The organism is Streptomyces sp. LARHCF249, from assembly GCF_052871255.1.
In genome coordinates this window covers 539,675-566,661 of sequence record NZ_JBIXJQ010000001.1, presented here as the reverse complement: position 1 = coordinate 566,661, position 26,987 = coordinate 539,675, and the positions used below count along the sequence as shown (strand labels likewise).

At 72.9% G+C, this 26,987-nt stretch carries 25 protein-coding genes; 15 read left to right on the top strand and 10 right to left on the bottom strand.

Annotated features, from left to right (window positions below):
• On the bottom strand, window positions 1-2,049 hold the full coding sequence (gene fusA, locus ACIPUC_RS02800; protein ID WP_446586382.1) for an elongation factor G: 2,049 nt from the start codon (window positions 2,047-2,049) through the stop codon (window positions 1-3).
• Window positions 2,050-2,497: 448 nt separating this feature from the next.
• Here fusA and ACIPUC_RS02795 point away from each other — a divergent pair, with 448 nt between their 5' ends.
• From ACIPUC_RS02795 to ACIPUC_RS02780, 4 genes are all read left to right on the top strand, one after another.
• Complete coding sequence (locus ACIPUC_RS02795; RefSeq protein ID WP_446586381.1) at window positions 2,498-2,899, top strand: hypothetical protein; 402 nt, start codon at window positions 2,498-2,500, stop codon at window positions 2,897-2,899.
• Between the two features lie 195 nt (window positions 2,900-3,094).
• Window positions 3,095-3,388, top strand: coding sequence for a hypothetical protein (locus ACIPUC_RS02790; protein WP_446586380.1), 294 nt, complete (start codon window positions 3,095-3,097; stop codon window positions 3,386-3,388).
• 50 nt (window positions 3,389-3,438) lie between these two features.
• Window positions 3,439-4,407, top strand: a complete 969-nt coding sequence (locus ACIPUC_RS02785; RefSeq protein WP_446586379.1) for an NmrA/HSCARG family protein — start codon at window positions 3,439-3,441, stop codon at window positions 4,405-4,407.
• A 91-nt stretch (window positions 4,408-4,498) separates the two neighbouring features.
• A complete protein-coding gene (locus ACIPUC_RS02780; RefSeq protein ID WP_446586767.1) occupies window positions 4,499-6,388 on the top strand; it encodes a potassium channel family protein in 1,890 nt (629 codons plus the stop codon).
• 36 nt (window positions 6,389-6,424) lie between these two features.
• Here the strand turns inward: ACIPUC_RS02780 and ACIPUC_RS02775 are convergent, their stop codons facing one another.
• The gene (locus tag ACIPUC_RS02775) at window positions 6,425-6,580 is read right to left on the bottom strand and encodes a DUF6131 family protein (RefSeq protein WP_446586378.1); all 156 of its coding nucleotides are present in this window, start codon (window positions 6,578-6,580) and stop codon (window positions 6,425-6,427) included.
• Between the two features lie 243 nt (window positions 6,581-6,823).
• Between ACIPUC_RS02775 and ACIPUC_RS02770 the strand changes: the two genes are divergently transcribed.
• From ACIPUC_RS02770 to ACIPUC_RS02760, 3 genes are read left to right on the top strand one after another with little or no spacing between them, the layout of a single operon-like run.
• Window positions 6,824-7,948, top strand: a complete 1,125-nt coding sequence (locus tag ACIPUC_RS02770; RefSeq protein WP_446586377.1) for an alpha/beta hydrolase — start codon at window positions 6,824-6,826, stop codon at window positions 7,946-7,948.
• 50 nt (window positions 7,949-7,998) lie between these two features.
• Window positions 7,999-9,105, top strand: a complete 1,107-nt coding sequence (locus tag ACIPUC_RS02765; RefSeq protein WP_446586376.1) for an RICIN domain-containing protein — start codon at window positions 7,999-8,001, stop codon at window positions 9,103-9,105.
• Window positions 9,106-9,163: 58 nt separating this feature from the next.
• Window positions 9,164-11,062, top strand: a complete 1,899-nt coding sequence (locus ACIPUC_RS02760; RefSeq protein ID WP_446586375.1) for a DUF2264 domain-containing protein — start codon at window positions 9,164-9,166, stop codon at window positions 11,060-11,062.
• Here ACIPUC_RS02760 and ACIPUC_RS02755 read toward each other — a convergent pair.
• On the bottom strand, window positions 11,059-12,372 hold the full coding sequence (locus ACIPUC_RS02755; protein WP_446586374.1) for an alpha/beta family hydrolase: 1,314 nt from the start codon (window positions 12,370-12,372) through the stop codon (window positions 11,059-11,061). The genes ACIPUC_RS02760 and ACIPUC_RS02755 overlap by 4 nt on opposite strands.
• 103 nt (window positions 12,373-12,475) lie before the next feature.
• Here ACIPUC_RS02755 and ACIPUC_RS02750 point away from each other — a divergent pair, with 103 nt between their 5' ends.
• Entirely contained in the window at window positions 12,476-13,030 is a 555-nt protein-coding gene (locus tag ACIPUC_RS02750; protein WP_446586373.1) for a DinB family protein, read from the top strand.
• Between the two features lie 138 nt (window positions 13,031-13,168).
• The gene (locus ACIPUC_RS02745) at window positions 13,169-13,600 is read left to right on the top strand and encodes a VOC family protein (RefSeq protein WP_446586372.1); all 432 of its coding nucleotides are present in this window, start codon (window positions 13,169-13,171) and stop codon (window positions 13,598-13,600) included.
• A gap of 45 nt (window positions 13,601-13,645) precedes the next feature.
• Here ACIPUC_RS02745 and ACIPUC_RS02740 read toward each other — a convergent pair whose 3' ends face one another.
• The 5 genes from ACIPUC_RS02740 to ACIPUC_RS02720 all read right to left on the bottom strand — a co-directional run bounded on the left by ACIPUC_RS02740 (window position 13,646) and on the right by ACIPUC_RS02720 (window position 18,485).
• Window positions 13,646-15,016, bottom strand: coding sequence for an FAD-binding oxidoreductase (locus ACIPUC_RS02740; protein WP_446586371.1), 1,371 nt, complete (start codon window positions 15,014-15,016; stop codon window positions 13,646-13,648).
• Window positions 15,017-15,122: 106 nt separating this feature from the next.
• On the bottom strand, window positions 15,123-15,740 hold the full coding sequence (locus ACIPUC_RS02735; protein ID WP_446586370.1) for a dihydrofolate reductase family protein: 618 nt from the start codon (window positions 15,738-15,740) through the stop codon (window positions 15,123-15,125).
• Between the two features lie 46 nt (window positions 15,741-15,786).
• On the bottom strand, window positions 15,787-16,518 hold the full coding sequence (locus ACIPUC_RS02730; protein WP_446586766.1) for a VOC family protein: 732 nt from the start codon (window positions 16,516-16,518) through the stop codon (window positions 15,787-15,789).
• Window positions 16,519-16,648: 130 nt separating this feature from the next.
• Window positions 16,649-17,602 (bottom strand): GlxA family transcriptional regulator, encoded by a 954-nt coding sequence (locus ACIPUC_RS02725; RefSeq protein ID WP_446586369.1) that lies wholly within the window; start codon window positions 17,600-17,602, stop codon window positions 16,649-16,651.
• Between the two features lie 55 nt (window positions 17,603-17,657).
• A complete protein-coding gene (locus ACIPUC_RS02720; protein WP_446586368.1) occupies window positions 17,658-18,485 on the bottom strand; it encodes an alpha/beta fold hydrolase in 828 nt (275 codons plus the stop codon).
• Window positions 18,486-18,561: 76 nt separating this feature from the next.
• On the opposite strand from ACIPUC_RS02720, the gene ACIPUC_RS02715 reads away from it, so the two are divergent.
• The 3 genes from ACIPUC_RS02715 to ACIPUC_RS02705 all read left to right on the top strand — a co-directional run bounded on the left by ACIPUC_RS02715 (window position 18,562) and on the right by ACIPUC_RS02705 (window position 21,376).
• Complete coding sequence (locus ACIPUC_RS02715; RefSeq protein ID WP_446586367.1) at window positions 18,562-19,179, top strand: sigma-70 family RNA polymerase sigma factor; 618 nt, start codon at window positions 18,562-18,564, stop codon at window positions 19,177-19,179.
• 69 nt (window positions 19,180-19,248) lie between these two features.
• Window positions 19,249-19,857, top strand: coding sequence for a hypothetical protein (locus ACIPUC_RS02710; RefSeq protein ID WP_446586366.1), 609 nt, complete (start codon window positions 19,249-19,251; stop codon window positions 19,855-19,857).
• A 61-nt stretch (window positions 19,858-19,918) separates the two neighbouring features.
• Window positions 19,919-21,376 (top strand): CehA/McbA family metallohydrolase, encoded by a 1,458-nt coding sequence (locus tag ACIPUC_RS02705; protein WP_446586365.1) that lies wholly within the window; start codon window positions 19,919-19,921, stop codon window positions 21,374-21,376.
• A 112-nt stretch (window positions 21,377-21,488) separates the two neighbouring features.
• Here ACIPUC_RS02705 and ACIPUC_RS02700 read toward each other — a convergent pair whose 3' ends face one another.
• Together ACIPUC_RS02700 and ACIPUC_RS02695 are read right to left on the bottom strand one after the other, a co-directional pair.
• Window positions 21,489-22,673 (bottom strand): cytochrome P450, encoded by a 1,185-nt coding sequence (locus ACIPUC_RS02700; RefSeq protein WP_446586364.1) that lies wholly within the window; start codon window positions 22,671-22,673, stop codon window positions 21,489-21,491.
• On the bottom strand, window positions 22,663-23,370 hold the full coding sequence (locus ACIPUC_RS02695) for a tRNA-dependent cyclodipeptide synthase (protein WP_446586363.1): 708 nt from the start codon (window positions 23,368-23,370) through the stop codon (window positions 22,663-22,665). The genes ACIPUC_RS02700 and ACIPUC_RS02695 overlap by 11 nt, the downstream gene beginning before the upstream one ends.
• 267 nt (window positions 23,371-23,637) lie before the next feature.
• Here ACIPUC_RS02695 and ACIPUC_RS02690 point away from each other — a divergent pair, with 267 nt between their 5' ends.
• The 3 genes from ACIPUC_RS02690 (at window position 23,638) to ACIPUC_RS02680 (ending at window position 26,978) form a co-directional block, all read left to right on the top strand.
• Window positions 23,638-24,915: a ricin-type beta-trefoil lectin domain protein gene (locus tag ACIPUC_RS02690; RefSeq protein ID WP_446586362.1), complete on the top strand. Its 1,278-nt coding sequence runs from the start codon at window positions 23,638-23,640 to the stop codon at window positions 24,913-24,915.
• 173 nt (window positions 24,916-25,088) lie between these two features.
• The gene (locus ACIPUC_RS02685; protein ID WP_446586361.1) at window positions 25,089-25,922 is read left to right on the top strand and encodes a PP2C family protein-serine/threonine phosphatase; all 834 of its coding nucleotides are present in this window, start codon (window positions 25,089-25,091) and stop codon (window positions 25,920-25,922) included.
• A gap of 60 nt (window positions 25,923-25,982) precedes the next feature.
• Complete coding sequence (locus ACIPUC_RS02680) at window positions 25,983-26,978, top strand: MASE1 domain-containing protein (RefSeq protein ID WP_446586360.1); 996 nt, start codon at window positions 25,983-25,985, stop codon at window positions 26,976-26,978.
• Window positions 26,979-26,987 lie beyond the last annotated feature (9 nt).

The following is a 26,987-nucleotide window of genomic DNA, read 5'->3' as shown; positions in this document are numbered from 1 at the left end:
CTACCGGGTCAGGAGGGTCCCCGCGACGGAGGGCGGGACCGGCGCGAGGCCGGCCTGGCGGGTGGTGAACGTACCCCTGCCCTGCGTACGGCCGCGCAGCCGCGACGCGTAGCCGAAGAGCTCGCCCAGCGGAACGGCCGCCGTGACCACCGCGGTCCCGGACTGGGACGTGGATCCCGAGACCCGCCCGCGGCGGGCCGCGAGATCGCCCAGGACCGCGCCCACACCGTCCTCCGGGACGGTCACCGTGACCTCCACGACCGGCTCCAGCAGTTCCACGGTGCTCACGCGCAGCGCCTCGCGCAGCGCGAACCGGCCCGCCGCGCGGAACGCCGGCTCCGAGGAGTCCTTGGAGTGGGTCGCCCCGTCGGTGAGCGTGACCCGCAGCCCCGTCACCGGGAACCCGCCGAGGGGACCCTCGGCCAGGGCGTCCCGGCAGCCGGCCTCCACGGCCCGCGCGTACTCCTGCGGCACCCGGCCGCCGACGACCGTCGACCGGAACTCGAAACCCGTCACCTCCTCCTCCAGCGGCTCCACATCGATGACGACGTGCGCGAACTGCCCCGCGCCACCGTCCTGTTTGACGTGCCGGTAGACCAGGCCGGTCACGCCGCGCACGACGGTCTCCCGGTAGGAGACCTGCGGACGCCCGACGACGACCTCCACACCGTGGCCGCTGCGGAGCTTCTCCACAGCGACCTCCAGATGGAGCTCACCCAGGCCCGAGAGCACGGTCTGGCCCGTCTCCGCGTCGGACCGCACCACCAGGGAGGGGTCCTCCTCGGCGAGCCGGGCCAGGGCCGACGCGAGCCGTCCCGTATCGCTGCCGCGACGGGCCTCGACGGCCACCGACACCACCGGTTCGGCCACCGAGGGCGGTTCGAGGACCAGCGGCGCCTGCGGCGCGCACAGCGTCGTACCGGCCCGGGCGGCCTTCACCCCGATCACGGCGACGATGTCGCCGGCCACCGCCTCCTCCCGCTCCTCGTGCCGGTCGGCCTGCACCCGCAGGATCCTGCCGACCCGCTCCGTACGGCCCGTACCGGCGTCCAGTACGGACTCGCCCTTGCGCAGCGTGCCCGCGTAGACCCGCAGGTGGGTGAGCCGTCCGGTCGGTGTCGCCGTCACCTTGAAGGCGAGGGCCGCGAACGGCGCCGCCGGGTCGGGCGCGCGCTCCACCTCCGCGCCGTCCGCCGTGCCGCGCACCGGCGGCATGTCGGCGGGCGAGGGCAGGTAGGCCAGGACCGCGTCCAGCAGCGGCTCGACACCCCGGTTCTTGTACGCCGAACCGCACAGCACGACGACGCCGTCCCCGCGCAGCGTCAGCTCGCGCAGGGCGCGGGCGAGCGTCCGCTCGCTCAACGCCGATGCCGCGCAGAACTCCTCCAGCGCGTCCGCGTCGAGCTCGGCCACCGTCTCCTCCAGCAGGCGGCGGCGCCGGCCGGCTTCCTCGCGCAGCGACTCGGGGACCGGCCCCGCCTCGTACGTGTCGGAGCCGGCGCGCCAGATCAGCGCGCGCATCCCCAGCAGGTCGACGACGCCGGTGAACGCGTCCTCGCTCCCGATGGGCAGCTGGACCACCAGCGGTACGGCGCCCAGCCGTTCGCGGATCGAGGTGACCGCCGTGTCGAGATCGGCGCCCGCCCGGTCCAGCTTGTTGACGAACGCGATCCGCGGTACCCCGTGCCGGTCGGCCTGCCGCCACACCGACTCGCTCTGCGGCTCGACACCGGCCACCGCGTCGAACACCGCGACGGCCCCGTCCAGCACCCGCAGGGAGCGCTCGACCTCGTCGGAGAAGTCGACGTGGCCGGGGGTGTCGATGAGGTTGACGCGATGGCCGTCCCAGGTGCAGCTGACGGCTGCGGCGAAGATGGTGATCCCGCGGTCGCGCTCCTGGGCGTCGAAGTCGGTGACGGTCGTTCCGTCGTGGACCTCGCCCCGCTTGTGGATGGCACCGGTCGCGAACAGGATGCGTTCGGTGATCGTGGTCTTGCCGGCGTCGACGTGGGCGAGGATGCCGAGGTTCCGGACGGTGTTGGTGCGCATGGCCCGAGGCCTTTCGAATTGCTTTCGCATGGTGAGGAGAAGGGCGGCGCGATTCCCGGACGGCGGAGCTCTGCCCTCACCGCCCTGCACGCCGGGCAGCCCGTACGGGCGCGGCAACGGCAGGGAAGGGCAGCGGAAGGCAACTCGGGTTGCGTCACGGGGGAACGGTGGCGGCCGCGCAGCCGGCACCGTCAGGCGTGAGACACCGGGATCACGTCGTACCGGGACCGGGAGGGGGCGGCGAAGGCGTCTGCGGTGCGGTGAACGCACATGGCCCGGCTCCCCTTCTCTTCACTCGGCTCGAGGCGCGCCGCTCTGTCGGCAGCGCGTGTGGCGAGTGTAGGGAACGGGGCCGCGCCGGGGCACCGCATTTTCCGCGGCCTGGCGGACGGCCCGGATGCGGCCATAGTGGAGGGAGGGGCAGCCCTCAGGCCGGACGAGGTGTGACATGGCACATTGGGTTGTCGACGGAGACGCTCTGGTGGTCCGTACGGCGTGGTGGGAAAAGGTGACGGCCCGGCACGGCGATGTGCGCGTCCCGCTGGCGGCGGTGGCCGGAGTGGGAGCCACGGCGGACTGGTGGCGTCCGCTGCGCGGCGTACGGGTGCGGGGCGTGCTGATCCCCGGCGCACTGTGCCTGGGGCTGTGGGAGCACGCCACGGGCGTGGACTTCGTGGCGATCCGGCACCGGCACCACGGCGTCGTCCACTGCGACCTGCGGCCCCCGTCGCGCTTCGCCCGGATCGTCGTCAGCGATCCGCACTCCGAACGCGTGGCCGCGACCGTCCGGGCGGCGGTGGCGCGCGCCGGTTCCGCGGCGCCCGCGGCGGCGGGCCCACCGGCACCGTGAAGGCGGCATGACCGAGGGCCCGGGGAGTGATGGATCTCCCCGGGCCCTGGGCCGCGGACACCGCGGGGGACGCGGGTGTGTATCTGCGACGTACGGAGAAACGATCCGCCGCGGGATGGGTTACGCACCCGCTGCGTGACGTTGCGCCGTACGATGCAATCGAGGGAGGGACACGCGTCGTCCCGGGAGTGCGCGATGACCATCCGGCACCGTTTCCACCTGGATCAGAACGGCCACTCGATCAGCGTGCTGTACGAGGGCCCGCGCCGGCCCGTGGAAGTGCTCGTCGACGGCAAGACCGTCGCCATGGGCAGGGCCCCCAGGGCCGCCCGTACCGTGCTGACGGCCGAACTGCCGGGGGATCCGCCGCAGCCCTTCGCCATCGACCTCGCCTGCCCCGACGGCCCCGACGGCAGCCCGATGTGCGCCCTGGTGGAGTCGGGCACGAGGCACCTCATGCCGGACGTACCGCTGGCGCCGGGCCGCTGAACCACCTCGTCCGTGGCGTGGCGTGATGGCCCGGACGCGGAGAGTGTGCGATGAAAGGGAGCATGGGCGAGAAGAAGACCATCACAGTGTTCGGTGCCACCGGCTCGCAGGGCGGCGGCCTGGCGCGGGCGATCCTGGCGGACCCCGAGAGCGGCTTCGCGGTCCGCGCCGTCACCCGCCACGCGGACTCCCCGCAGGCCCAGGAGCTGACCCGGCTCGGAGCGGAGGTGGTCCAGGCCGACATGGACGACGAGGCGAGCCTGGCACCCGCCTTCGAGCACGCGTACGGGGCCTTCCTGGTCACCAACTTCTGGGAGCACATCTCCGCCGAGCGCGAGAAGGCCCAGGCGCTGGCCGTCGCCCGCGCCGCCTCCCACGCGGGGGTCCAGCACGCGATCTGGTCCACGCTGGAGGACACACGCGCGTGCATCCCGCTGGAGGATCCGCGGATGCCGACGCTCCAGGAGAAGTACAAGGTGCCGCACTTCGACGGCAAGGCGGAGGCGGACCACTACTTCACCGAGGAGGGCGTACCCACCACCTTCCTGCGGACCACGTTCTTCTGGGAGAACCTGCTCACCACCTTCGTCCCGCAGCGCGGCGAGGACGGCGTCCTGGAGCTGGTCTTCCCGATGGGCGACAGCAGGCTCGCGGGCATCGCCGTCGAGGACGTCGGCAAGACCGCCCTGGCCGTCTTCAAGCGCGACACCGACCTCATCGCCGCCACCGTGAGCATCGCCGGCGAGCACCTCACGGTCGCCGACATGGCGGCGGCCCTCACCGAGGCCATCGGTGAAACCGTGCGCTACCGCCCCCTGGCCGCGGACGGCTTCCGTGCGCTGGGCTTCCCGGGCGCCGACGAGGCCGGGAACATGTTCCAGTACTACGCCGACTGCGCGGACCGCTTCACCGCGGCCCGGGACCTCGCCGCCGTCCGCGAACTCAATCCCGATCTGCAGGACTTCGGGACCTGGCTCGCCGCACACCGCGACGCGCTGCGCACCGCCTTCACCACGTAGTCCCCGCCCGCCCGTTGTCGGGGGCGCAAGGCATGCTGGACCTGTGCAGATTCCGCAGCAGGTTCTTCAAGTGCCGGGCGGCACGGGCCGGATGGTGGTGTGCGGCGACGACGGGCTGGCCCGCAGGCTGGCGGCCGAACTCGGGGAGGTGTACGGGGAGCGCGTCACGCTGGTCGTACCGCCCGCGAGCGAGCCACCGCTCGCGGTGGGCCCGCCGGCGCGGCGCGGGCGCTGGGGGCGCATCCCCTCGACCAGGACCCTCCGCGTACCGGCGGGGGAGCGGCCGCCGGACGAGCCGCGGGTCGTGGAGGCCGCGGAGCCGGACGAGGAGGTGCTGGCCGCCGTGGTGGCCGGAGCCGCCGCGCTCGCGCTCGTGTACGAGGACGACGACCGCAACGTACGGGCCGCGCTGGTGGCCCGGCGGCTCAACCCCAGGCTGCGCCTCGTGATCCGGCTCTACAACCGCAAGCTCGGCGAGCACCTGGAGGACCTCCTGGACCAGGCGGCGATCGTCGCCGAACCGGGGATCGATCCGCTTGACCGGGACTCCGCCACGACCGTGCTGTCCGACGCCGACACGGCGGCGCCCGCGCTGGCCGCGAGCGCGGTCGCCGGAACGAGCAAGGTGGTCCAGGCGGACGGCCTGCTGCTGCGGGCGGTGGAACGTACGCCGCCGGGGCGCGGCGAGACGGCCGATCCCGGGCTGTGCACGCTCGCGCTGCTGTCCGCGACGGCGACCGACCCGGCCGGCAGCGAGAGTTCCGTACTCGGCGGCGAACGCGGGCTCCAACTCCTGCCGGACGACCGTGCGGTGGCGGCCGCGACGGGACGGGGCATCGTGGCCCTGGAGACGGTGGCCCACGCGGGTCCGGCGCAGGCGGCGACACCACGGCTCAGCGCCGCCTCGCTGCCGGTGGCCTCGCTCTTCTCCCGAAGGCTTCGCTGGTCGCTGGCCGGCATCGCTGCCGCCGTCACCGCGCTCGCCGTGGCCTCCTGGCTGACGACGGGCGATCACCCGCTGCACGCCGCGTACGTCACCCTGCTCGACATCTTCGCGATCAACGACCCGGCAGTCGGCGCCCCGACACAGCGGCAGGTGCTGCAGATCCTGGCCGGGTTCGTCGGCCTCCTGCTGCTGCCGGTCCTGGTGGCGGCCGCCCTCGAAGCGCTGGGCGCCTTCCGCACGGCCACGGTGCTGCGCCGCCCGCCCCGCGGCCTGTCCGGCCACGTGGTGATGCTGGGCCTCGGCAAGATCGGTACGCGGGTGCTGGCGCGGCTGCGGGAGCTGGGGATCCCGGTGGTCTGCGTGGAGTCCGACCCGCGGGCCCGCGGACTGGCGCTGGCCCGCCGCCTGCGGGTGCCCGTCGTCGTCGGGGACGTCACCGACGAGGGCGTGCTGGAAGCCGCCCGCGTCCACCGGGCGCACGCGCTGCTCGCCCTGACCAGCTCGGACACCACCAACCTGGAAGCCGCGCTGTACGCGCGCGGGGTCAAGCCCGACCTGCGGGTCGTGATGCGCCTGTACGAGGACGACTTCGCGACCGCCGTCTACCGCACGCTGCGCGCCGCCCACCCGGGCGCGCTCACCCGCAGCCGGAGCGTCACCCACCTCGCCGCCCCGGCCTTCGCCGGGGCGATGATGGGCCGGCAGATCCTCGGGGCCATAGCGGTGGAACGCCGGGTGCTGCTCTTCGCCGTCGTCGACGTGGCGGGCCACCCGCAGCTCGAGGGCCTGACCGTCACGGAGTCCTTCCGCCCCGGTGCCTGGCGGGTCGTCGCCCTTGACACGGCCTCGCCCGCGGACCGCCGCCCCGACTTGGCGTCCGCCCCGCGCGAGGGAACGGTCCCGGGCCCGGGACTGGCGTGGCAGCCGCATCCCGGCTACGTCCTGAAGCCCGAGGACCGCGTGGTCCTGGCCGCCACCCGACGGGGCCTCGCCGAACTCCTCGGCCGCACCGGGGCGGCCGTCCCGCAGCCTTGAGGCCTGAGGGAATGCAGGACGCCCGGGGCGTCGTACTCACCAGTAGTGGTTGCGTCCGCCGACCGCGTGCCCCACGGATCCCAGGATCCACAGGATGGCGCCGATGACGATCAGGATGATCCCGAGCGTCCACAGGATGGAGATGCCGGCGATGTAGCCGATGATCAGCAGGATGACTCCGAGGACGATCATGACAAGCCTCCGATCTCGCAACCCGCTTCTGCCCCGTCCCGGCGAAGGAATGCACCCGGAGCCGCCCCCCTTTCGGCCGTGCCCGGCCGGCTGGTCCCGGTCGCGAACACGTCGCAGGCCGGGGCGCGAGCGGTGGCTCGCGGCTCCCGGCCGTGCGAACGGGACGGTTCCGGCCATGAAAAGCCGAAAGATTTTCTAGAACTAGACTCCAAATCGGCAGGGCGGCTGGGCCAGACTCGGCGCATGGCCAACCACCTCGTTCGCCCACGCCCGACGAGACCGTCCCGCTCCGCCCGACTGCTGCGGGCGAAGGCTGTGGTCGTCGCCCTGGCAGCCGCGGTACTCCTGCTGGGCACACCGCCCGTACACGCGGATCCGCCGGGGCCGCCCGCCATGACCGACGGGTTCGGCCTGACCCAGAGCGCCGCCGTGACCGGCACCGGAACCAACTTCGTGCTCACCGTCACCACGCCCCAGGTCGCGGGCGAGCACCGCATCCGGATCCTGCTGCCCGGCGACTACGCCGCCAACCCGGCCAAGCGCTACCCGGTCCTGTACTTCCTGCACGGCGCCTCCGACGACCCGGGGAACCCGGCCCTCGCCTACCCCGCCCTCACCGCCGCCCAGTCGATGATCACGGTCATCCCGGACGGGGGCCGCCGGGGCTGGTACGCCAACTGGCTCGACCAGAAGACCGCCGCAGGGGCGCAGAACTGGGAGAACTTCCACATCAACCAGGTGATCCCGTTCATCGACGCCAACCTGCGCACCGTCACCGGCAAGCAGGGGCGGGCCGTCGCGGGCCTCTCCATGGGCGGATTCGGCGCCCTGCACTACGCCCAGCGCCACCCCGACCTGTTCAGCCAGGTCGCCACCCTCTCCGGCGCCAACGACCTGTCCAGGAACCACGCGGTCATCCGCGGGGCCGTCGTCGCCACCCTGACCAACCTCGGTGCCCCGCTGTGCGGTTCCAGCTCCGGACCCACCTGCAACCTCGAGTTCGGACCCGCGGTCTCCAGCGACGCCGTCTTCGGCACCCCGTATCCGGTGTTCGACGCCGACTGGCGCTGGAACGCGGCGGATCCCACCGCGCACATGGCCGCCCTGGAAGGCATGGGCATCGCCGTCTACACGGGCACCGGCAACGGCAACCCCGGCGACTTCGAGTTCTGGGCCGAGTCGGCGGCCAAGCACACCAAGGACGCGCTGGACGCCCTCGGATTCCCCTACCACTACGTGAACTACGGCAACGGCTCCGGCTGGGGCGAGAACTGCCACGGCGGCCACGAAAGCGGCTGCTGGAGCCAGGACCTCGTGGACTGGGTCCCGCGGCTGGAGGCGGCGTTCGCCGCCGCTCCCACCGCCTGAACCGCCCCTGAACCCGCCCGTCTCCACCGAACGGAAGAAAGGCCCCACCCATGACGTCAACCCCGGCCCGTGCGCCCGAACACGCCACGTCCTGGCTGCGCTTACTCGCCGCAGCCCTGGCGACGTGCTGCGTCGCCCTCGGCATCATGGCCTCCCCGCTGGCGGCGGCTCCGGCGAACGCCGCCGCCCAGGCGAGCGCGGCGGACCAGAACAGCGGCTCCGAGCTCGAGAACGTGAACTTCACCTCCGTCAGCAACGGCCGCCGCCTGGACGTACAGAACGGCTCGCGCGACGACAACGCGTACGTCGTCACCAACTCGGCGCCCGGCTTCCACCAGTCCTGGAACCTGGCCGTCGACCCGGCCGACTTCAGCTTCGCCATCGTCAACGCCACCACCGGCAAGTGCATCGACCTCAGCTGGCCGGCACTGCGGCAGCAGACCTGCCGCGGGCAGACGAGCCAGAAGTGGTACTTCCAGCCGGTGGCGGGCTCCACCACCGCGTTCATGATCCGCAACGCCAGCGACAACTCCTGCCTCGACCTGATCGCGAGCGCCCAGTACGACGACGCGTGGACCGGTCAGTCCCGCTGCCACGCCGGTACGAACCAGCGCTGGACCACGAACTCGACGGCCGCCTGGAACCTGGCCGTGGACCACGGCGCCAAGGTCTGCCAGCGGGACCCCGCCAGCTGCTCCTGGGCAGTGAAGAGCGAGGCCCCCGCGGCGCCCCTGCCGAAGGTCTGCGCCTCCGCCGTCTGGTACAACAACTCCGCCTCCCCGGTCAGCCAGACCTTCTCGGTGACCAAGACCACCGGCTGGCAGAGCAGCATCGGGACGCAGCTGTCGTCGAGCCTCAGCGGCGGTACCGCCGGGGTCCTGCAGACGGAGGTCGGCGTCACCCTGTCGTTCCAGAACGTGTGGAGCGGCTCGACGAGCGTCGGCGACGCCATCCAGGTGTCCGTCCCCGCCACCCACTACGGGTGGGTGACCCTGTCCGTGCTCGCGCGGAAGGTGACCGGCAACTGGACCTTCGACGCACAGGGGTTCCCCTGGAAGGCCGACGACACCGTCACCGTCCCGGTCAAGGACGACCCGAGCGGCGGCGCGACCCTCTACATCGCGAACACCGGCCCGACCTTCACCTCCTGCGCCTGACCGTCCGCCAGGGAGCGGCCGGTTGACCCGGAGGTGGCCGTGCGAACAGCATGCCCGCATGGCCATCTCCGGACTCCCCGCCGACAACCGCGAGTTCAGCCCCTACACCGGCTACACCCGGGACCACTGGGAGGCGGCCGCGGACGGACTGCTGCGCGCCGCCTGGCGGTGGGCCACTCCCGGCGGAGCCCTGCTCGACCTGCCGGGACCGCCCTCCGCCTCCGGCGTCCGCTCCGACGGGCTCGAGGGGTACGCCCGCACCTTCCTCGCCGCCGCCTTCCGCATCGCGGGCGGCGCCGGGGAAGACCCGTACGGCTGGCTCGACCGCTACGCGCAAGGACTCGCCGCCGGCACCCGCTCCCCCGGCCGCGACGACACGGAATCCTGGCCGCTCATCCGCGATCTGCACGTCCAGGGCCAGCCGATGGTCGAATCCGCCTCCGTGGCCCTCGGGTTGCGGCTCACCCGGCCCTGGCTGTGGGACCAGCTGGACGGCGCCGTGCGGGACCGGGCGGAGCAGTGGCTGCGCGGCGCACTGCGCCACGTGCCCGCCCCCAACAACTGGTACCTCTTCCCCTACACCGTGGCCGGATTCCTGGAGTCGGTGGGCCGGGGCGACGCGGAAACGGCCCGGGCCCGCCGCCGCGGCCTCGACCTCCTGGAGCAGTGGTACCGCGGCCAGGGCTGGTACGCCGACGGCGACGGCCGCGCCTTCGACCACTACAACGGCTGGGCCCTGCACCTGTACCCCGTACTCGACGCCCACCTCGCCGGCGCGGACGGCGCCCCGGCCGAGCGGCGCCCACCCCACGGCGCCCGGCTGCGCGAGCACCTCGACAGCCACTCCCTGCTCTTCGGCGCCGACGGTGCGCCGCTCTACTTCGGGCGCTCCCTGACCTACCGCTTCGCCGCCGCTGCCGCCGTCGGCCTCGGCGCCGTGACCGGGCACACGCCGCTGACCCCGGGCACCTCGCGCCGGCTGCTGAGCGGCTCGCTGCGCTACTTCCTGGACCGGGGCGCGGTCGACGGCGACGGGCTGCTCGGCACCGGCTGGCACGGCCGGCACGCGGCGACCCTGCAGCCCTACTCCGGACCGGCCTCGCCGTACTGGGCCTCCAAGGCCTTCGTCTGCCTGCTCGCCCCCGCGGCGGATCCGCTGTGGACCGCGACCGAGGAGGCGGCGCCCTGCGAGCGGGAGGACCGGGCGCTCGCCCTGCCCGCGCCGGGCCTGCTCGTCCAGTCCACCCGCGCCGACGGCCTCGTACGCCTGCACAACCACGGCAGCGACCACGTCGGCCCGGACGAGGCCGAGTCGGCAGGCCGCGAGGACCCGCTCTACGCCCGCCAGGCCTACTCCACCCGAACCGGGCCCACGGCGTACGGCAACACCCGGGACAACCACCTCGCCGTGGTCGTGGCCGGCGTACGCAGCGCCCGGCGCCGCATCCACCCGCTCGGTGCCGGGCACGGCGACGGCTGGGGCTGGGCGGCCTCGTGGCACCGGCCGGTCTTCGCGGCCGGGGCACCCGCCGTGCCGGGCCTGCGCGTGGACAGCGTCACCGTGGTCAGGGGCCGCCACGAACTGCGGGTCCACCGGGTCCGGGGGGCGCCGGAGGGGGCTCGCGTGGAACAGACGGGCTGGGCCGCCGGCCCCGGGGACACGGTCCTCTCCGCGCTGCACCCGCTGCACGGATGGGAAGCCCAGGACGAGGCCCGGGCGCCCGCGGGCACGGCCTTCACCCCGTGGGCCCTCGTACCGCGGCTGACGGCAGGGGCGGCGGACACGGGCCCCTACGCGGCGCTGGCCACCCTCACGGCGGAGCCCGATCCGGCCCCGCTGGCAGCGGCGGTCGCGGACGTGCGGGCGGAGCCCGACGGCATCGAGGTGCGGTGGGCGGACGACGGATCGCTGACCCGGATCACCTTCGAGCCGGTGTCCGTGGAACACCTGGGCTAGCGCTCCGGAACCGTCAGGTGCCGCGTGAACCAGTCGCGGGCGAGGCCGGCCGCCTCCTCCAGGGCTCCCGGCTCCTCGAAGAGGTGCGTGGCGCCGGGTACGACGTCGAGGCGGTTCTCGCAGCGCAGCTGTGCCTGGGCCTGCCGGTTGAGGTCGAGCACCATCGTGTCGCGGCCGCCCACGATGAGCAGGGTCGGCGCGCGTACGCCGGCGAGCCGCGCCCCGGCGAGGTCGGGGCGGCCGCCGCGGGAGACCACGGCGCCCACCTCGGTGTCGTCGGCGGCGGCCCACAGCGCCGCCGCCGCTCCGGTGCTCGCTCCGAAGTAGCCGATGGGAAGGGACTCGCGGCTCCGCAGCCAGTGCGTGGCGTCCGTCAGCCGCCGGGCGAGGGTTTCGATGTCGAAGACGTTCGCCCGGCGGGCCTCCTCGGCCGGTGTGAGGAGGTCGAAGAGCAGGGTGCCCAGGCCCGCCTCGCGGAGGGCGGCGGCCACCGACCGGTTGCGCGGGCTGTGGCGGCTGCTGCCGGAGCCGTGTGCGAACACCACCACCGCACCGGCGCCCGGGGGCAGGGCGAGGTCACCGGCCAGCCGGACGCCGCCCCCCTCCACTTCCACCTCGACGTCCGCCTCCACGCCCGCCCCGGACTCGCCCTGCGGTTCGGTTTCGGGCCCGGCCTCGGCGGCGGCCTGCGCCAGCAGCGAGACGACCTCCTCGTCGGGGGTCTGGGAGAAGTCCTGGTACCACTGGCCGACGGCCGAGAATCCGCTCGGCGTGGACAGGCACACCACCTCGTCCGCTTCGGTGCGCAGCCAGGCGACCGCGTCCGGTGGCGCCACCGGGGCCGCCAGCACCACGCGGGCCGCGCCCATCGCCCGTACCACCTGGCAGGCCGCCGCGGCGGTGGCCCCCGTCGCGATCCCGTCGTCGACGACGATCACCGTCCGGCCGTCGAGCCGCATCCGTGGCCGCCCGGCGCGGAACCGTCCCGCCTGCCGTACGAGCTCCGCCTCCTCGGCCTGCTCCACCGCCGCGCGATCCTTCTCCCCGACCCGGCTGAGACGGACGATCTCCTCACTGATCACCCGCACCCCGCCCTCCCCGATGGCGCCGAAGGCCAGCTCGCGGTGGTACGGAACCCCGAGCTTGCGGACGACGATCACATCGAGCGGGGCACCCAGCGCCCGCGCCACTTCGTAGGCGACGGGGACCCCGCCGCGCGGCAGGCCCAGGACGACGGGACGGTCTTGCCGAAGGTGCCCGAGAACGGCGGCCAGACGTTGTCCGGCGTCGGCTCGATGGGCGAAGAACACGGTGGTTCACCCCCAAATCCAGGGAGAACAGGGAACACACCTACTTCGAAACAACCCCAGAAAGGGCCGCACCGCAAATCGGCGCCGGTGCATAATCGCGATCATGACGACGACCCCGCGCAGCAGAGCCGAGATATTCGCCGGGCCGCAGGAGGACGGCCGGTTCCGTGGCCCCGCGACCGGTGACGAGCGGCGCGTGCTGGCCGCCTTCCTCGCGGATCAGCGCGCCACCCTGGAGATGAAGTGCGCGGGCCTGGACGCGGACCTGTCCCGGCGGTCCGTGGAACCGTCGACGCTGTCGCTGCTGGGCCTGGTCCGCCACCTCGCCGATGTGGAGCGCCGCTGGTTCCGCCAGGTGCTGGCCCGTCAGGACGCGCCTCCCCGGTTCTCCTCGGCCACCGACCCCGACGGCGACTTCGACGGCGCGCACTCCAGCCGCGAGGCCGTCCGGGAGGCCTGGGCGGCCTGGCGCGGCGAAGTGGAGTTCGCGGACCGCTTCGCCGCCGAGGCCCCCGACCTCGACGTCGAGGGGCACGACGCGTGGCGCGGGACGGTGTCGCTGCGCTGGGTCCTCATCCACATGATCGAGGAGTACGCCCGGCACAACGGCCACGCGGACCTGCTGCGGGAGCGCATCGACGGCGCGATCGGCATCTAGCCGCGACGCGCCGGAGCGGTCCGTGAAGGTTCGGCGTTTCGGCGTGCGGGGCCGCTCCCCCGTGGGTGAGGGTGGGTCCGACCTGATCCGTTCGGTCCGGCCCGCTGCGGCGGGCCGGCGTTCGCGAGGAGACGCGCCGTGAACTGGACGCTCGAAGTGGTGCCGGTCCCTGTCACCGACATGGACCGGTCGAAGGAGTTCTACGCCGACAAGGTGGGCTTCGCGGTCGACCTCGACGACGAAGTGGCCCCGGGTGTGCGCATCATCCAGCTGACCCCGCCCGGCTCCCGGTGTTCGATCGCGATGCTCCAGGGGATGCCCGCCGCGCCCGGTACGAAGCCGATGGCACCCGGGGCGCTCCAGGGGCTCCAGATCTGCGTCACGGACATCGAGGCGGCCCACGGCGAGCTGGTGGACCGGGGCGTGGACGTCTCCCCGGTCCGCCACCTCGGCGACACGGGCTGGGCGGACGGCAAGGGCGGGACCTGGAACTCGTTCATGACCTTCGAGGACCCGGACGGGAACGGCTGGGTGGTCCAGGAGGCCCCGTCGGAACTGACGGAACGCTGAGCGGGCGGCGGCCGCCGGGCGCAGGCGTCGGCCGCCGCCGTCCGGTCACGGCCTGATGTTCTGGTTCAGATGGAAGAGGTTGCCCGGATCGTACGTCCGCTTGACCTCCACCAACCGGTCGTAGTTGTCCTTGTAGTTGGCCCGGATCCGCCCCTGGTCGTCGTCGGCCATGAAGTTGATGTAGCCGCCCTCCTCGGAGTGCGGGGCGGTCGCCTCGTAGTAGTCGCGCACCCACGCGATGTTGGCGTCGTTGTCCGCGGGGTCGGGCCACATCCCGGCGATGACGGTGGCGAAGTTGGCGTCGCGGTAGGCGAAGGCCGTCTCCTCCGGTGCCACGCGGTGGCAGGCGCCGTTGATGGGGTAGATGTGCACGGTCGAGTTCACGGCGGGCAGCCGGGGCCCGTACCGCAGGTGCGCCTCGATCGCGTCCTCGGTCAGCTCGGTCACGAAGTTGGCCTTCCAGTAGTGCTGGAGGCCGGGCGGTACGAGCGCGTCGAAGGCGCTGTTGAGCGCGGGATACGGCATGGGGCCGACGTGCTCGGCGACCACCGGCGCGATGTCGTGGAAGGGCTGGAGGGCGCGCTCGCCCTCCTCGACGGGCCCGGCCCAGCAGGCCACGATCAGGGCGAAGGCGTCGCCGTGCCGGTCCTCCGGGATGAAGGGGAGCGGCGGTGCGATCTGGAAGGCCGGGAAGCCGCCGAGTTCCTCCGGGGCGTCGGCGATCAGCTCCTGGAAGGATCGCAGTACGCTGCCCGCGTCGTCCAGTTCGAACAGCATCGGTCCGCCGTAGACGTCCTTGACCGGGCTGAGCTTGAACTCGAAGGAGGTCACCGCGCCGAAGTTTCCGCTGCCGCCGCGCAGGGCCCAGAACAGGTCCTGGTTCTCCTCGTCGCTCGCGACGAGCAGCCGGCCGTCCGCGGTCACCACATCGGCCGACAGCAGGTTGTCGCAGCTCAGACCGAGTCCGCGGGCGAGGTAGCCGATGCCTCCGCCGAGGGTGAGGCCGCCGACACCGGTGGTGGAGATGATTCCGCCGGTGGCGGCCAGGCCGAAGGCGTGGGTCGCCGCGTTGAAGTCGCCCCAGGTCGCCCCGCCGTCCGCGCGGGCCGTCCGGCGGCCGGGTTCGACCCGGACGGAACGCATCCCGGACAGATCGGCCACCACGCCGTCGTCGCAGGTGCCGAAGCCGGGAACGCTGTGCCCGCCGCCGCGGACCGCCAGGTCGAGCCCGTTGTCACGGGCGAAATCGACCGAGGCCATCACGTCACCCGCGTTGGCGCAGCGCACGACGGCCGCCGGCCTCCTGTCGATCATGGCGTTGTTGACCGCGCGCGCCTCGTCGTAGCCGTCGTCCTGCGGGGTGACGACCGCCCCGCGTACCCGTTCCCGCAAGTCATCGATCGAGGGCTTGCCCATGGCCACCGCTCCTCGTGTGCGTCGTGCCGCCGGCTTTTTGCGCGCGGCACTGTCCACGCTACGCCGGTGCCGCGAAGCCTCAACCCGGCGCCGACCCGGGGTCCGGTCAGCCCTCGGGCTGCCGCAGGTGGGTCTTGGCGTCCTCGTACGTCCCCTGCCCGACCGAATCCGCGGGGGCGTAGTGGAGGTTCAGCACGCCCGTCTCGAAGGTCTCCGAAGAGATCAGCGTCAGCGGGATCGGGGCCTCGCCCTCGTCGAAGAGCCGCATGCCCTTGCGGACCGCGATCGGGTGCAGCAGCAGGTGCAGTTCGTCCAGCAGTCCCACCGCCAGCAGTTGACGCACGACGGAGACCGAACCGCTCATTCCGATGGGACCGGTGCCCGGTTCGGCCTTCAGCGCGGTGACCGCCTCGACGAGGTCGCCCTGGAGCTGCTCGGAGTTGCGCCAGGTGAACTCCAGGGGCCGGTTCGACGCGACGATCTTGCGGGCGTCGCCGAGGATCTTGGCGAAGGCGGCGTCCTCCCCGCCCGCGGCCTCCCGCTCGGGCCAGGCGCCGGCGAAGCTGTCGTAGGTCTTGCGGCCGAACAGCATGGTGTCGACCGAGCCGAGCGTCGCGTCGACGGCCGCCCCCATCTCGTCGTTGAAATAAGGGAAATGCCACTGGTCGGGTGCCTCGACGACGCCGTCGAGCGAGATGAACAGCCCTGCGATGATCTTCCTCATGTCAGCCTCCACAGCTGCCGTGGTCGAGGTTCCGTCCCGGTCCCGGTCACTGGTCCTGCGGGGCCACCACGGTGAACAACGCCCCGTCGGGATCGGCCAGGGCGACCGAGCGGCTGGTGCTCGTGGTCTCCACGGGTGTGACGACCCGGCCGCCCAGCCCGGTGGCGGATTCCACGGCCGCCTCGAGGTCGTGGACGCGGAAGTGGACGTGCCAGCGGGGCCGGACCTGCGGATCGGGGGCCTCCTCGAGGGCCCCGCCCACGATGCGCGCCGTGGTGTCGTTCCCGTGGCGCAGGACGACGTGGTCGTGCTCGTAGGAGACGGTGCAGCAGCCGCGCCGTTCGCCGGCCCAGTCCAGGACCTCGCCGTAGAAGACGGCCGCGGCGAAGGCGTCACGGGTGCGCAGTTCGAGCCAGGCGGGAGCGCCTCCCTCGCCGACGGTCCAGTCGGGGATGACCTGGCCCTGCCAGAACCCGAAGACGGCTCCGTCGGGGTCGGCGGCCAGCGCGGCGCGTCCGGTGCCGAAGGCGAGCGGGCCCACCGCCACGGTCGCGCCGCGCTCGCGGATCCGCGCCGCCGTGACATCGGCGTCGTCGACGGCGAAGTACGGGGTCCACGCGGGCGGCAGGCCCAGCCGGTGCGCCAGGGCGCCGATGCCGGCCACGGGAGCACCGTCGCGGAAGGCGATGGAGAAACCCTCACCGAGCCGGGTGGCGCGGAAGTGCCAGCCCATGACGGCGCCGTAGAACCGCTGCGCCGCGGCGAGGTCGCCGGTCATCAGGCTGACCCAGCACGGGGCGCCGAACATCTCGTGACTCGACGTCGACACAGCTGTCCACCTTGCTCGCGCTCACCTACGGCCGGGTTCGGCTCACCCTAGCGCCGTCGGCGTCCCCGCTCACGAGGCGCTACGGCGTACGGGTGAAGGAACGCCGGTAGGAGCGGGGCGGCACCCCGCGCCGGCGTACGAACTGCTCGCGGAGCACCGCCGCGCTCGCGAAACCCACTGCACGGGCGATCTCCTCGACGGACAGGTCGGTGGTCTCCAGCAGCTCCTCGGCGCGGCTCAGCCGGAGGCCGACCAGCCAGGCGTGCGGGGTGGTGCCGGTCGCCGCGGTGAAGCGGCGGGCGAAGGAGCGTTTGCTCATCACGGCGCGCCGGGCCAGTTCGGCGACGGGAAGCTGCTCGCGGAGGTGCTCGCGGGCCCAGGCGAGGACTTCGGCGAGGCGGGTGTCCTGAGCGTCCTCGGGGACGGGGGCGGCGAGGTACTGGGCCTGTCCGCCCTCGCGGTGGGAGGGCAGGACGAGGTCGCGCGCGATGGCGTTGGCGGTCGCGGCGCCGTGCTCCCGCCTGACCAGGTGCAGGCAGAGGTCGAAGCCCGCGGCCGCTCCCGCCCCCGTGACGACGCGGCCTTCATCGACGTAGAGGGCGTGGGGGTCGACCGTGACCTCCGGATGGCGGGCGGCCAGCAGCTCCGCGAACCGCCAGTGCGTCGTGGCCCGCCGCCCGTCGAGCAGGCCGGCGGCGGCGAGTGCGTACGCGCCGACGCAGTGCGCCGCGACCAGGGCGCCGCGGGCGTGGGCGGCGGACAGCGCTTCCAGCACGGCTGGGGCGAGCGGGGTCCGGAATCCGGCCCAGGGCAGGGCGAGCACGAGATCGGCGGCTGCCATCCGCTCCAGCCCGTGCTCGACCGCGAGGGGCACGCCGAGGTCGGTGGGCACGGGCCCGGGCCGATCGGCGCACAGCGCGAAGTCGAAGCGCGGGAGTCCCTCACGCGTGCCGAAAACCTCGGTGACCAGACCGACGGCGAGCATCCCGACACCGGGCGGGGCGTAGGCGGCGACGGACGTGAAAGGCGGCATGCGGGGAGTCTGGCAGGTTTCCCGCGATCGCCGGAGTCCGGCCCCGGTCACAGCACTAGCCGAGGAAGGCCGCCGCGGTCGCCGTGAACCGGTCGGCGTCGTCGATCCAGGGGTAGTGGCCGGCTCCCGGCTGTACGGCCAACGAGGAGTTGGGGAAGAGCCCGGCGAACTCGGCCGTCGACCCGGGCGGGCTGTTCAGGTCGAACTCCCCGGCGAGCAGCAGGACGGGGGCCGCGAACGCGGCGAGTGCGGTGCGCGTGGTCTGCGGGTCGAAGGCCCCCTCGGCCGCGAAGAGGGCGACGGCCTCCATGTTGACGGGCTGGCCGGCCGCGTGGTGCCGGCGCGCGCGGTCGTCCCAACGGCCGCAGAAGAAGGGGGCGATGGCGTCCCAGTCGCTGCCCGTGCCCGCGCTGATCGCCTCCAGCGCGGCGAACGCATCCGGGAACCACGGCTGGTCCGAGCGGAGTCGGGCGAGCGCGCGGCGCGCCTCACCGGTGATCTCGATGCCGACGGCCCGGGTGCCGGGAGCGATCAGCGCGAGTCGGCTCACTCGGTGCGGGAACCGGGCCGCGTACTGCACCGCGAGGTTCGCCCCGGCGGAGTGGGCGAGCAGGTCCATCGCGGGGAGCCCCAGGTGTGTGCGCAGGGCCTCGACGTCGTCGACGAGGCGGTCGCAGCGGTAGCTGGAGGGGTCCTCGGGACGTGCCGACCGGCCGGTGCCGCGCAGGTCGGGAACGATCAGCCGGCGGTGCGCGGAGAGGCCGCCGAGGTCGCCGAGGTAGGCGGAGTCCGCGGGGCCGCCGGGGAGGCAGACCACGGGGTCGCCGCTTCCGTGGGTGCGGTAGGCGAGCAGGGTGCCGTCGGGTGCGGAGAAGGTGTGCATGATGCGGATCCTGTCAGTGATAACCAGGTTATACAACCCGGTTATGGTGCTCCCCTCGGTGGTGTATAACGTGGTTATGGCAGGTGGAGAGCGTGAACCCGGGACCCCCGAGACCCTGACCGAGGAACAGGCTGCTCGGATGCTCGTCGGCATGAACGAGGTCATCCGCGCGGGCGAGGAGATGCGGAAGCTGCGCACCGAAATGATCAAGGTGTTCCTCGGCTTCGGCTGGACCCAGGACAAGATCGCCCGGCTCACCGACATGAGCCAGCCCGCCGTGTCCAAACAGGTCACGAAGTACAAGACGGACGAGCCGCTGCCGCCGCTCGACCTCGCCCTCGACCAGTACGACACTCCGTGGCTCGAAGGGCGGCTGTGGGGCCTCGCCGAGGAGGTCTCCGAGGCGCTCCACGACACCGCGCACTGCTCGCGCGCCGTCGACGCCCTCGCCCGGGGCCGGAAGCGGTTCACGCCCCGGACCGTCGACGACCTGCGACGCCACCTCGAAGTGGACTTGCGAGAGCACCGGGCCCGGCTGCCCGCCGGCTACCGGAGCGCGTACGACGAGATCAGCCGCGCCCTGGACGTCCCGCCGAAGGCGGCAGCCGCGGCCACTCCCGGCGCCGCACCGGCCTCGGTGCGCCGGGCCCTCGCCCACCAGCTCCAGCGCGACCGGCTCCGCGGCGACGCCTGATCCCGGTGTCCCGACCCGCGCGGAAACCGGACGCGGGGCGGCGGGCGTCCCTGTGCGGGGGTGGTGTTCATGCAGGGGACGGAACCACGGGGATGGCGGCCCGCCGCGGGCCTGCCCGCCGTTGCCGCGGCGGCCGTGTACGGCTGGGCCCACTGGTGTTACGCGGGCCCCGCCTCGCCGCCGGCCGCCGTCGCCGTGGCCGGCGGAATGGCCCTGCTGGTCGGCGCCTGCGCGGCGTACGGCCTCATCGTCGGTGGTAGCGGCGGTCTCTTCGGCGGGCTCCTGCTGGCCGTGGGACTGCTGGTCACCGTGGCGGCCGCGGATCAGACGGCAGCGCGCGCCGAGTCCGCCACCTGTGTGGTGCGCGAGGTCCACACCAGGCTCCAGGAATCCTTCGGCGAGGGGGCACCCCCTCAGAAGACCGTCTACCGGCTCGAGTTGGACTGCCCCGGCGGCTACCCCGACGCGTTCGCAGACGACCGGGCCGTCGCCGCCGTCGGCGAGGAGGTCCGGGTCGCCTACGACCCGCAGCGCCGGGTGTCCCCGGCGCTGGAGGGGGAGACCTCGCCGTGGCGGGCCGTGGTCTGCGCCGTGATCCTCCTCGCCGCCAGCACGGTGATCGCCTCGAGGCGGCCCGCCCCCGAACCCGTACCGGGCGCCGGGCGACGGGCCCGATGAGGGCGTGTCAGGGCTTGCCCGCGTTCACTCCCGGTTCACCCCGGGCTGCCACCGTCGCCGTATGGCTCTCAGTAGACGAGAACTACTGGCATCCGGCGTGACCGCGGCCATCGGCCCGCTCACCCCCACCGGCCGGGACACGGCCACCCGTACCCTGCGCGGGACCATCGCACCCGGCGCCCCGGACTGGGTGTACCTTCCCCTGGAAGTCCCGCCCGAGACCGCCGAGTTGCGCATCTCCTACACCTACGCCAAACCCCCGGTGCCCCCGGGAGCCCCGGGCAACGCGCTCGACATCGGCATCTTCGACCAGCGCGGCACGGGCCTCGGCGGCCGCGGCTTCCGCGGCTGGTCGGGCGGCGCCCGCAGCGAGTTCTTCCTGCGGGCCGACGCCGCCACCCCCGGCTACCTGCCCGGCCCCGTCGAGCCCGGCCGCTGGCACGTGGCGCTCGGACCGTACACGGTGGCACCCGAGGGCCTCGCCTACGAGATCACCGCCACCTTCACCTACGGCGAGCAGGGCGAGCCCGCCGTCCCCGCCTATCCGCCGCAGCGGGCCCGGGGCCGGGGCCGGGCCTGGTACCGGGGCGACTGCCACGTGCACTCCGTGCACTCCGACGGCCGGCGCACCCCGGCCGAACTCGCCGCCCTCGCCCGCGCGGCGGGGCTGGACTTCATCAACTCCTCCGAGCACAACACCCACGCGGCGCACGCGGCCTGGGGCCCGGCCGCCGTGGCGGAACCCGCGCTGCTCGTCCTCACCGGGGAGGAGATCACCACCCGTACCGGCCACGTCGTCGCCGTCGGCACCACACCCGGCACCTTCACCGACTGGCGCTACCGGGCCCGCGACCAGCGCTTCGGCCGTTTCGCCCAGCAGATACGCCAGGCCGGCGGGCTGGTCGTGCCCGCCCACCCGCACGCCACCTGCATAGGCTGCGCCTGGAAGTTCGGCTTCGGCGAGGCCGACGCCGTCGAGGTGTGGAACGGCCCCTGGACGCCGGACGACGAAGTCGCCCTCGCCGCCTGGGACGCCACCCTCACCGCCGGCCGCGGGCCGTGGCTTCCGGTCCTCGCGAGCAGCGACTACCACCGCGACCCCGACCGGGTGGGCAGCCCGCAGACGGTGGTGCTGGCCGAGGACCTGTCCCGCGAGGCGATCCTGGCCGGTCTGCGCGCCGGCCACAGCTACGCGGCCGAGTCCTCGGCCGTGTCGGTGACCTTCGACGCGGTCACCGCCCGGGGCGCCCACGCGGGCATCGGCGACCGGATCCGGGCCACGGCCGACACGGAGGAGGTCCTCGTCCGGCTGACCGTGGCCGGACCGGGCTCCTACGACCTGCGGCTGGTCACCGACCAGGGCGTGGTGCTCACCGCCCCCGCGGCCACGCGCCTGGAATGGCGCACCACCCCGTCCCGCACCTCCTACGTCCGCGCCGAAGCCCGCCACCCCGCCCCGGCCCCGCCGCTGCCCGGTCCTCCGGTGGCGCTGACCAACCCGATCCGGCTGTCGGCCTGACCCTGCTGCCGCGGGCGGACAGCGCCTCGGACGCCGTGGGCCGTGCTGCTCGCGGGGCAGGGCGGCGCGGGAACCCTGGTCACGGGTGCCCGCGCCGCCGACCGCAGGACCGCTACCAGAGCACGGGCAGTCGCTCCGGCAGGCGCTTCATGAAGCGGGTGCGCCACACGAGCTGGTCGACCGGCACGGCGAGCTGCAGACCCGGCATCTTCTCGACGAGCACCTCCAGGGCGATCTCGGTGTGCCGCTTGCCGAGGGCGGTGGCCGGGCAGTAGTGCTGGCCGCCGCCGAAGGAGAGGTGCGTACCCGCGTTCGGCCGCCCGATGTCGACGGTGTGCGGGTCGGGGTACACGTCCGGGTCGGTGTTGGCGGCCTCGACCAGGACGAGGAGGAGTTCGCCCTTCTTCACCTCGACGTCCCCGAGGGTGAGGTCCTCGAGGGCGAGGCGGGGCAGGCCGTCCGCGATGGAGAGGTTGATGCGCAGGAGCTCGTCGACCGCCGCGGGGATCGTGGAGGGGTCCTGGCGGATCTGCTGCCACACCTCGGGGTGCTGGATGAGCGAGACCAGGGCCATGGTGAGGAAGCCCATGGTGGAGATGACGCCGGCGCCGAAGAGGGTGACTCCGACCGTGGCGAGCATCTCGTCCGTCAGGTGGGCGTAGTCGGGGTCCTTGCGCAGGGCCGCGAGCTCGGCCATCAGGCCCGTGACGGCGGGGTCGTCGAGGCGCTCCACCATGTAGGCCATGTCCCGGTCCCAGTTGAGCTTGGCTCCGGTGACGGGGCAGGCCGAGTTCATGAACGCGATGTCGAGGCTCGCCGCCAGGCGCGGGGCGTCCTCCCCGGGGATGCCCAGGATGCGGCAGTGGAGCTGCTCGGCGTACGGACTGGTGAACTGGCCGCGCAGATCGACCGGCGCGCCCGTGGTCAGCAGGCTGTCGACGAGGGTGCCGGCCTGCTCCCGCATCCAGTCGGTGAGGCCGTCGGTCTTGGGGTTGATGGCCTTGAGCACGGCCTTGCGCAGCCCGGCGCCGGTGATGTTGCCCATGTTGTTGACGACCTCGGGCGGGATCGTCAGGGCGTACTGGCGCGGTACGCCGGGAGCCGAGGTGTCCTTGAGGCTGAACCGCGGGTCCTCGAGGACCTGCTTGCACAGGGAGTAGGACGAGACGAGCCAGGCTTCGTCCCCGGCGATCGTACGGACCCGCTTGACCGGCTCGCTGCGGAGCTGCTCGATCTCGTGGGGAAGCTGGTCGCCGCGCGCGGAGAACGGGAAGTCGAGGAGTGTGTCAGTGGGCATCGGGGTGTCCTTCGGCGGGGGTGATGACGGCGTGGCCCTGATTGCGCGAGGCACGCAGGCCCGAACCGCGGGAGTACAGCAGCTCGGCCATCGGCAGGAGCTGGTGGTAGCAGTTGAGGGACGAGGGCACGTCGAGAATGGCCGGGGTGTCCAGGAAGAGCGGGGCCTCGGCGCAGACGTACTCGAGGCAGACCTCGCGCTGGCGGAGCGTGGCGGTCTCCCCGCCGAGCACCTTGGAGGAGAGGAACGCGTCGACCAGGGCGTTGCAGGTCTCGCGGAACTCCGGGTCGGTGTCGAGGAGGGTGTTCAGGTGGGCGTGCAGCCTTCGGTAGGCCGGGATGTCGGTGAGGGCCGACATGGGGCGGGCCCGTAGGCGGGTGCCCGTGGGATCGGCCTCGGCCGCGGCGTTGTTCACCTTCGCGCGCACCCCGCGCAGGTTCTTGACCGCCTTGCGCCGCGCCTCGTCCGGGGGATACCCGAGGGCCTCGTACATCTCGGCCACGTGCAGGTCGGTGTAGATGAGGTCGACCTGCCGGAAGTTGCGCATGCCCCACTGCGCCAGATCCGCGACGCGCTGCGCGGAGAAATAGCTGTTTCCGGGTGAGATGCCTATCACCGCATGGTCGCCTTCGGTGTGAATCACCTGGCAGTGCGGGGTGTAGGGCCGGACCGTGAAGACTTCTGTGGCTGTCGTCAACAGACGTCGGTTCCTTTGGTCGCCGCGAGTCCCATGGGGCCCTGTGCCCCGGGTGTGGCGGTGACGTGATGGAAGGTACCTGAGCGTGACGGTCCAGTTCCACGTCTTGCCTGCGGTAACTCACATGCTGGACAGAGGAGTTATGTGGTCTAGGCCAAGCCCTTGACAGGGAATTCGTTCACTTCTTAAATCACGTAGTGAGCTAAGGGCCTGGCATGGTCATGACCTTCAGTCCGGCCTTCCCCCACACTCCCGGAAGGGAGAGCCATGAACTCCCCGCGCTTACGCAGGCGTCTGCTGCTGTCCGCCGCCTCACTCCTCGCCCTCGCGTCGCTGTCCACCGGACTGGCTCAGGGCGTGCCCGCGGCGGATGTCGCCGCGCCGGCCGCCGTCGTGGCGGCGCCGGCCGAAGTCGTCACGTTCTCCGACGAGTTCGACGGGCCCGCGGGCGCGGCCGTCGACGGAGGGAAGTGGCAGATCGAGACCGGTGACAACGTCGACAACCACGAGCGGCAGTTCTACACCGCGGGCAGCCGCAACGCCGCCCTCGACGGCCAGGGCCATCTGGTCATCACCGCCCGCCGGGAGAATCCGGCCGACTACCAGTGCTGGTACGGACGGTGTGAGTACACCTCCGCCCGGCTGAACACGGCCGGCCGGTTCACCACGACGTACGGACGCGTCGAAGCCCGGATGAAGGTCCCGCGCGGGCAGGGCATGTGGCCGGCCTTCTGGATGCTGGGAAACGACATCGGCCAGGTCGGATGGCCCGCCTCGGGTGAGATCGACGTCATGGAGAACGTGGGCTTCGAGCCGTCCACGGTCCACGGCACGCTGCACGGCCCCGGATACTCCGGCTCCGGCGGGATAGGAGCCGGGTACAGCCTGCCCGGCGGCCAGGCGTTCGCCGACGCCTTCCACACCTTCGCCGTCGACTGGAGCCCGAACGCGATCACCTGGTCGGTCGACGGCACCGTCTACCAACGGCGCACCCCCGCCGACCTCGGCGGACGGCAGTGGGTCTTCGACAAGCCCTTCTTCCTGATCCTCAACCTCGCGGTCGGCGGCTACTGGCCCGGAGACCCCGACGGCAGCACGGCCTTCCCCGCCCGACTCGTGGTCGACCACGTCCGCGTCACCACCGGCGGCGGTCAGCCGGGCGGCGGCGGTCCGATCACCGGCATCGGCGCCAAGTGCGTCGACGTGGCCGGCGCCAACAGTGCGAACGGCACACCCGTACAGCTCTACGACTGCAACGCGACCCCCGCGCAGCAATGGACCGCCGGCTCGGACGGAACGATCCGCGCCCTGGGCAAGTGCCTGGACGTGGCCTCGGGCGGCACCGCGGACGGTACGCCGGTCCAGCTCTACGACTGCAACGGGACCGCCGCCCAGCAGTGGGCCGTCCCCGCGGCCCGCGACATCGTCAACCCGCGGGCCGGCAAGTGCCTCGACGCCACGGGCAACAGCTCGGCCAACGGCACCCGGCTGCAGATCTGGACCTGCACGGGAGCCGCCAACCAGAAGTGGACGGTGACCGGGTGACCCCGTCGTCGGGTGTGTCGTCGGGCGCGTCGTCGAACGCGGCCAACGAGGTGGGCCACCCCTGAGGCGCCCGCGCTCAGGATGTGGTCAGCCATTCGCCGCACTATGATGAATCTGGTCATTTGTGTCAGAAACGGAAGCGGACGTACGTCGGAGCGGTCCAGGAGTCGTCCATGAGCCCCCATCGGTCCACGCGGTCGGCGACCGCGGACGACTTGCTGACCCGGCTCGGACGGCTCACGGCCCAGGCCCGGGAGGGGGCCGAGCTCCAGCGGGCCCGGGTGGAGCTGGCCGAAGCACTGCAGCGGGAGATCCTCCCGGCGTCCCTCCCCGGTGTGCCGGGCCTGCGCGCCGCGGCGCGCTACGCACCGGCCCGTCACGGCCTGAGCATAGGCGGTGACTGGTACGACGGCTTCCAGCTCCCCGAGGGCGCTCTGGGCTTCTCCATAGGCGACGTGGAGGGCCACGACGTCGAGGCTGCCGCCTTCATGGGACAGGTCCGCATCGCCGTACGCGCCGTCGCCGCCTCCGCCGCCGACCCGGGCGAGGTGCTCAGCCGGGCCAATGACCTCCTGCTCTCCGTGGACTGCGACCTCTTCGCCACCTGCACCTTCCTCCGCTTCGATCCCGTCACCTGGGAGATCCAGAGCGCTCGCGCCGGCCACGTGCCCGGGGTCTGGGCGACGACCGACGGCGAGCACGGCATCGTGGAGGACGAAGGCGGCCTGCCCCTGGGCATGCTGCCGGGCTCGCAGTACCCCGTGACGCGCCGCCGCCTCGCGGAGGCGGGCTCGTTCGTCCTGGTCACCGACGGGGTCGTCGAAGGCCCGTCCTTCCCGATCGACGCCGGTCTGCGGCGCGTGGCCGAGGTGGTCCGGGCGAAGGCGGGCGCGGACCCCGGCGAGCTCGCCGCCGAGGTGATGCGGGTCGCCGACGACACCGGCCACGAGGACGACGCCGCAGTGCTCGTGCTGCGCCACGAGCCCGTCCTGGGCGGAACCGGATGATGCGGAGGCGTAGCGCGTGTCATGCTCCGTCGGCGGGCGCGGCTGTTGTCTGATGATGCGATGCGCACCGAGGGTTTCCGACGTCTGGGCCTGACGGTGCTCCGGATCCTGGTCGTCGCCGCCGCCTACTTCGCGGGCGGGCGCATCGGACTGTTCCAGCAGGTGGTGATCCAGGGCGCGGTCGTCACACCCCTGTGGCCGCCCACGGGCATCGCCCTGGCCTGCCTGCTGTGGCAGGGTCTGCGCGTCTGGCCGGGCATCGCACTCGGCGCCTGCCTCGTCATCCAGTCGATCAGCGGCTCGATCGACCTCGTCGGCTTCGGGATCGCCGCTGGCAACACCCTCGCTCCCGTGTGCGCCTTCCTGATGCTCCGGCGCGTCGGCTTCCGCGTCACCCTGGACCGGCTCCGGGACGGCGTGGCGCTGGTCTTCCTGGGCGGCCTGGTCCCGATGCTGATCAGTGCCACCATCGGAGCCTGGCTGCTCCTCCTCACCGGCAGCATGCCCAACAGCGGATTCTGGATCGTGTGGTGGACCTGGTGGGCGGGCGACGCCATGGGCGTACTCGTCATCACGCCGCTGCTCCTGGTCCTGCGCATGGCCCGCCTTCCCTCGGACGCCTACCGGTGGGCGGAGGCGGCCGCCCTGCTGGTCTCGGCCTTCGCCGTCACCCTCCTGGCGACCAGCAGCGGCCTGGCGCTGCTCTTCCTCGTCTTCCCGCTCCTCATCTGGGCGGCCCTGCGCTTCCAGCTGGAGGGCAGCGCGCCGTGCATGCTGTTCGTGTCCGCCATGGCGAACGCGGCGGCGATCGACCAGGACGGCCCCTTCGACCACCACACGCTCGTCGAGGCCATGGCCAACCTCCAGGCGCTCAACGGCTGCGCGGCGCTGACCTCGCTGCTGCTGTCGGCGCTCGTCACCGAGCAGAACATCATCCGCGCGCGGATCGAGCAGGCGTGCCAGGACCTCGCCGAGGTGGTGGAGCGGCTCGCGCCGGGGAAGGCGTCCGGATGGCCGCCGCAGGACGAGGACGGCGTGGAGGCGAAGGGCGGATAGCCGCGCCGG

What these genes read in the sequence shown, in the direction of transcription:
- ACIPUC_RS02700 (WP_446586364.1), bottom strand. Translation starts at nt 22,673, where the DNA reads ATGCCCACTGACACACTCCTCGACTTCCCGTTCTCCGCGCGCGGCGAC.
- fusA (WP_446586382.1), bottom strand. Translation starts at nt 2,049, where the DNA reads ATGCGCACCAACACCGTCCGGAACCTCGGCATCCTCGCCCACGTCGAC.
- ACIPUC_RS02765 (WP_446586376.1), top strand. Translation starts at nt 7,999, where the DNA reads ATGACGTCAACCCCGGCCCGTGCGCCCGAACACGCCACGTCCTGGCTG.
- ACIPUC_RS02760 (WP_446586375.1), top strand. Translation starts at nt 9,164, where the DNA reads ATGGCCATCTCCGGACTCCCCGCCGACAACCGCGAGTTCAGCCCCTAC.
- ACIPUC_RS02740 (WP_446586371.1), bottom strand. Translation starts at nt 15,016, where the DNA reads ATGGGCAAGCCCTCGATCGATGACTTGCGGGAACGGGTACGCGGGGCG.
- ACIPUC_RS02685 (WP_446586361.1), top strand. Translation starts at nt 25,089, where the DNA reads ATGAGCCCCCATCGGTCCACGCGGTCGGCGACCGCGGACGACTTGCTG.
- ACIPUC_RS02775 (WP_446586378.1), bottom strand. Translation starts at nt 6,580, where the DNA reads ATGATCGTCCTCGGAGTCATCCTGCTGATCATCGGCTACATCGCCGGC.
- ACIPUC_RS02795 (WP_446586381.1), top strand. Translation starts at nt 2,498, where the DNA reads ATGGCACATTGGGTTGTCGACGGAGACGCTCTGGTGGTCCGTACGGCG.
- ACIPUC_RS02715 (WP_446586367.1), top strand. Translation starts at nt 18,562, where the DNA reads ATGGCAGGTGGAGAGCGTGAACCCGGGACCCCCGAGACCCTGACCGAG.
- ACIPUC_RS02780 (WP_446586767.1), top strand. Translation starts at nt 4,499, where the DNA reads ATGGTGGTGTGCGGCGACGACGGGCTGGCCCGCAGGCTGGCGGCCGAA.
- ACIPUC_RS02680 (WP_446586360.1), top strand. Translation starts at nt 25,983, where the DNA reads ATGCGCACCGAGGGTTTCCGACGTCTGGGCCTGACGGTGCTCCGGATC.
- ACIPUC_RS02790 (WP_446586380.1), top strand. Translation starts at nt 3,095, where the DNA reads ATGACCATCCGGCACCGTTTCCACCTGGATCAGAACGGCCACTCGATC.
- ACIPUC_RS02725 (WP_446586369.1), bottom strand. Translation starts at nt 17,602, where the DNA reads ATGCCGCCTTTCACGTCCGTCGCCGCCTACGCCCCGCCCGGTGTCGGG.
- ACIPUC_RS02750 (WP_446586373.1), top strand. Translation starts at nt 12,476, where the DNA reads ATGACGACGACCCCGCGCAGCAGAGCCGAGATATTCGCCGGGCCGCAG.
- ACIPUC_RS02710 (WP_446586366.1), top strand. Translation starts at nt 19,249, where the DNA reads ATGCAGGGGACGGAACCACGGGGATGGCGGCCCGCCGCGGGCCTGCCC.
- ACIPUC_RS02770 (WP_446586377.1), top strand. Translation starts at nt 6,824, where the DNA reads ATGGCCAACCACCTCGTTCGCCCACGCCCGACGAGACCGTCCCGCTCC.
- ACIPUC_RS02735 (WP_446586370.1), bottom strand. Translation starts at nt 15,740, where the DNA reads ATGAGGAAGATCATCGCAGGGCTGTTCATCTCGCTCGACGGCGTCGTC.
- ACIPUC_RS02705 (WP_446586365.1), top strand. Translation starts at nt 19,919, where the DNA reads ATGGCTCTCAGTAGACGAGAACTACTGGCATCCGGCGTGACCGCGGCC.
- ACIPUC_RS02785 (WP_446586379.1), top strand. Translation starts at nt 3,439, where the DNA reads ATGAAAGGGAGCATGGGCGAGAAGAAGACCATCACAGTGTTCGGTGCC.
- ACIPUC_RS02720 (WP_446586368.1), bottom strand. Translation starts at nt 18,485, where the DNA reads ATGCACACCTTCTCCGCACCCGACGGCACCCTGCTCGCCTACCGCACC.
- ACIPUC_RS02690 (WP_446586362.1), top strand. Translation starts at nt 23,638, where the DNA reads ATGAACTCCCCGCGCTTACGCAGGCGTCTGCTGCTGTCCGCCGCCTCA.
- ACIPUC_RS02730 (WP_446586766.1), bottom strand. Translation starts at nt 16,518, where the DNA reads ATGACCGGCGACCTCGCCGCGGCGCAGCGGTTCTACGGCGCCGTCATG.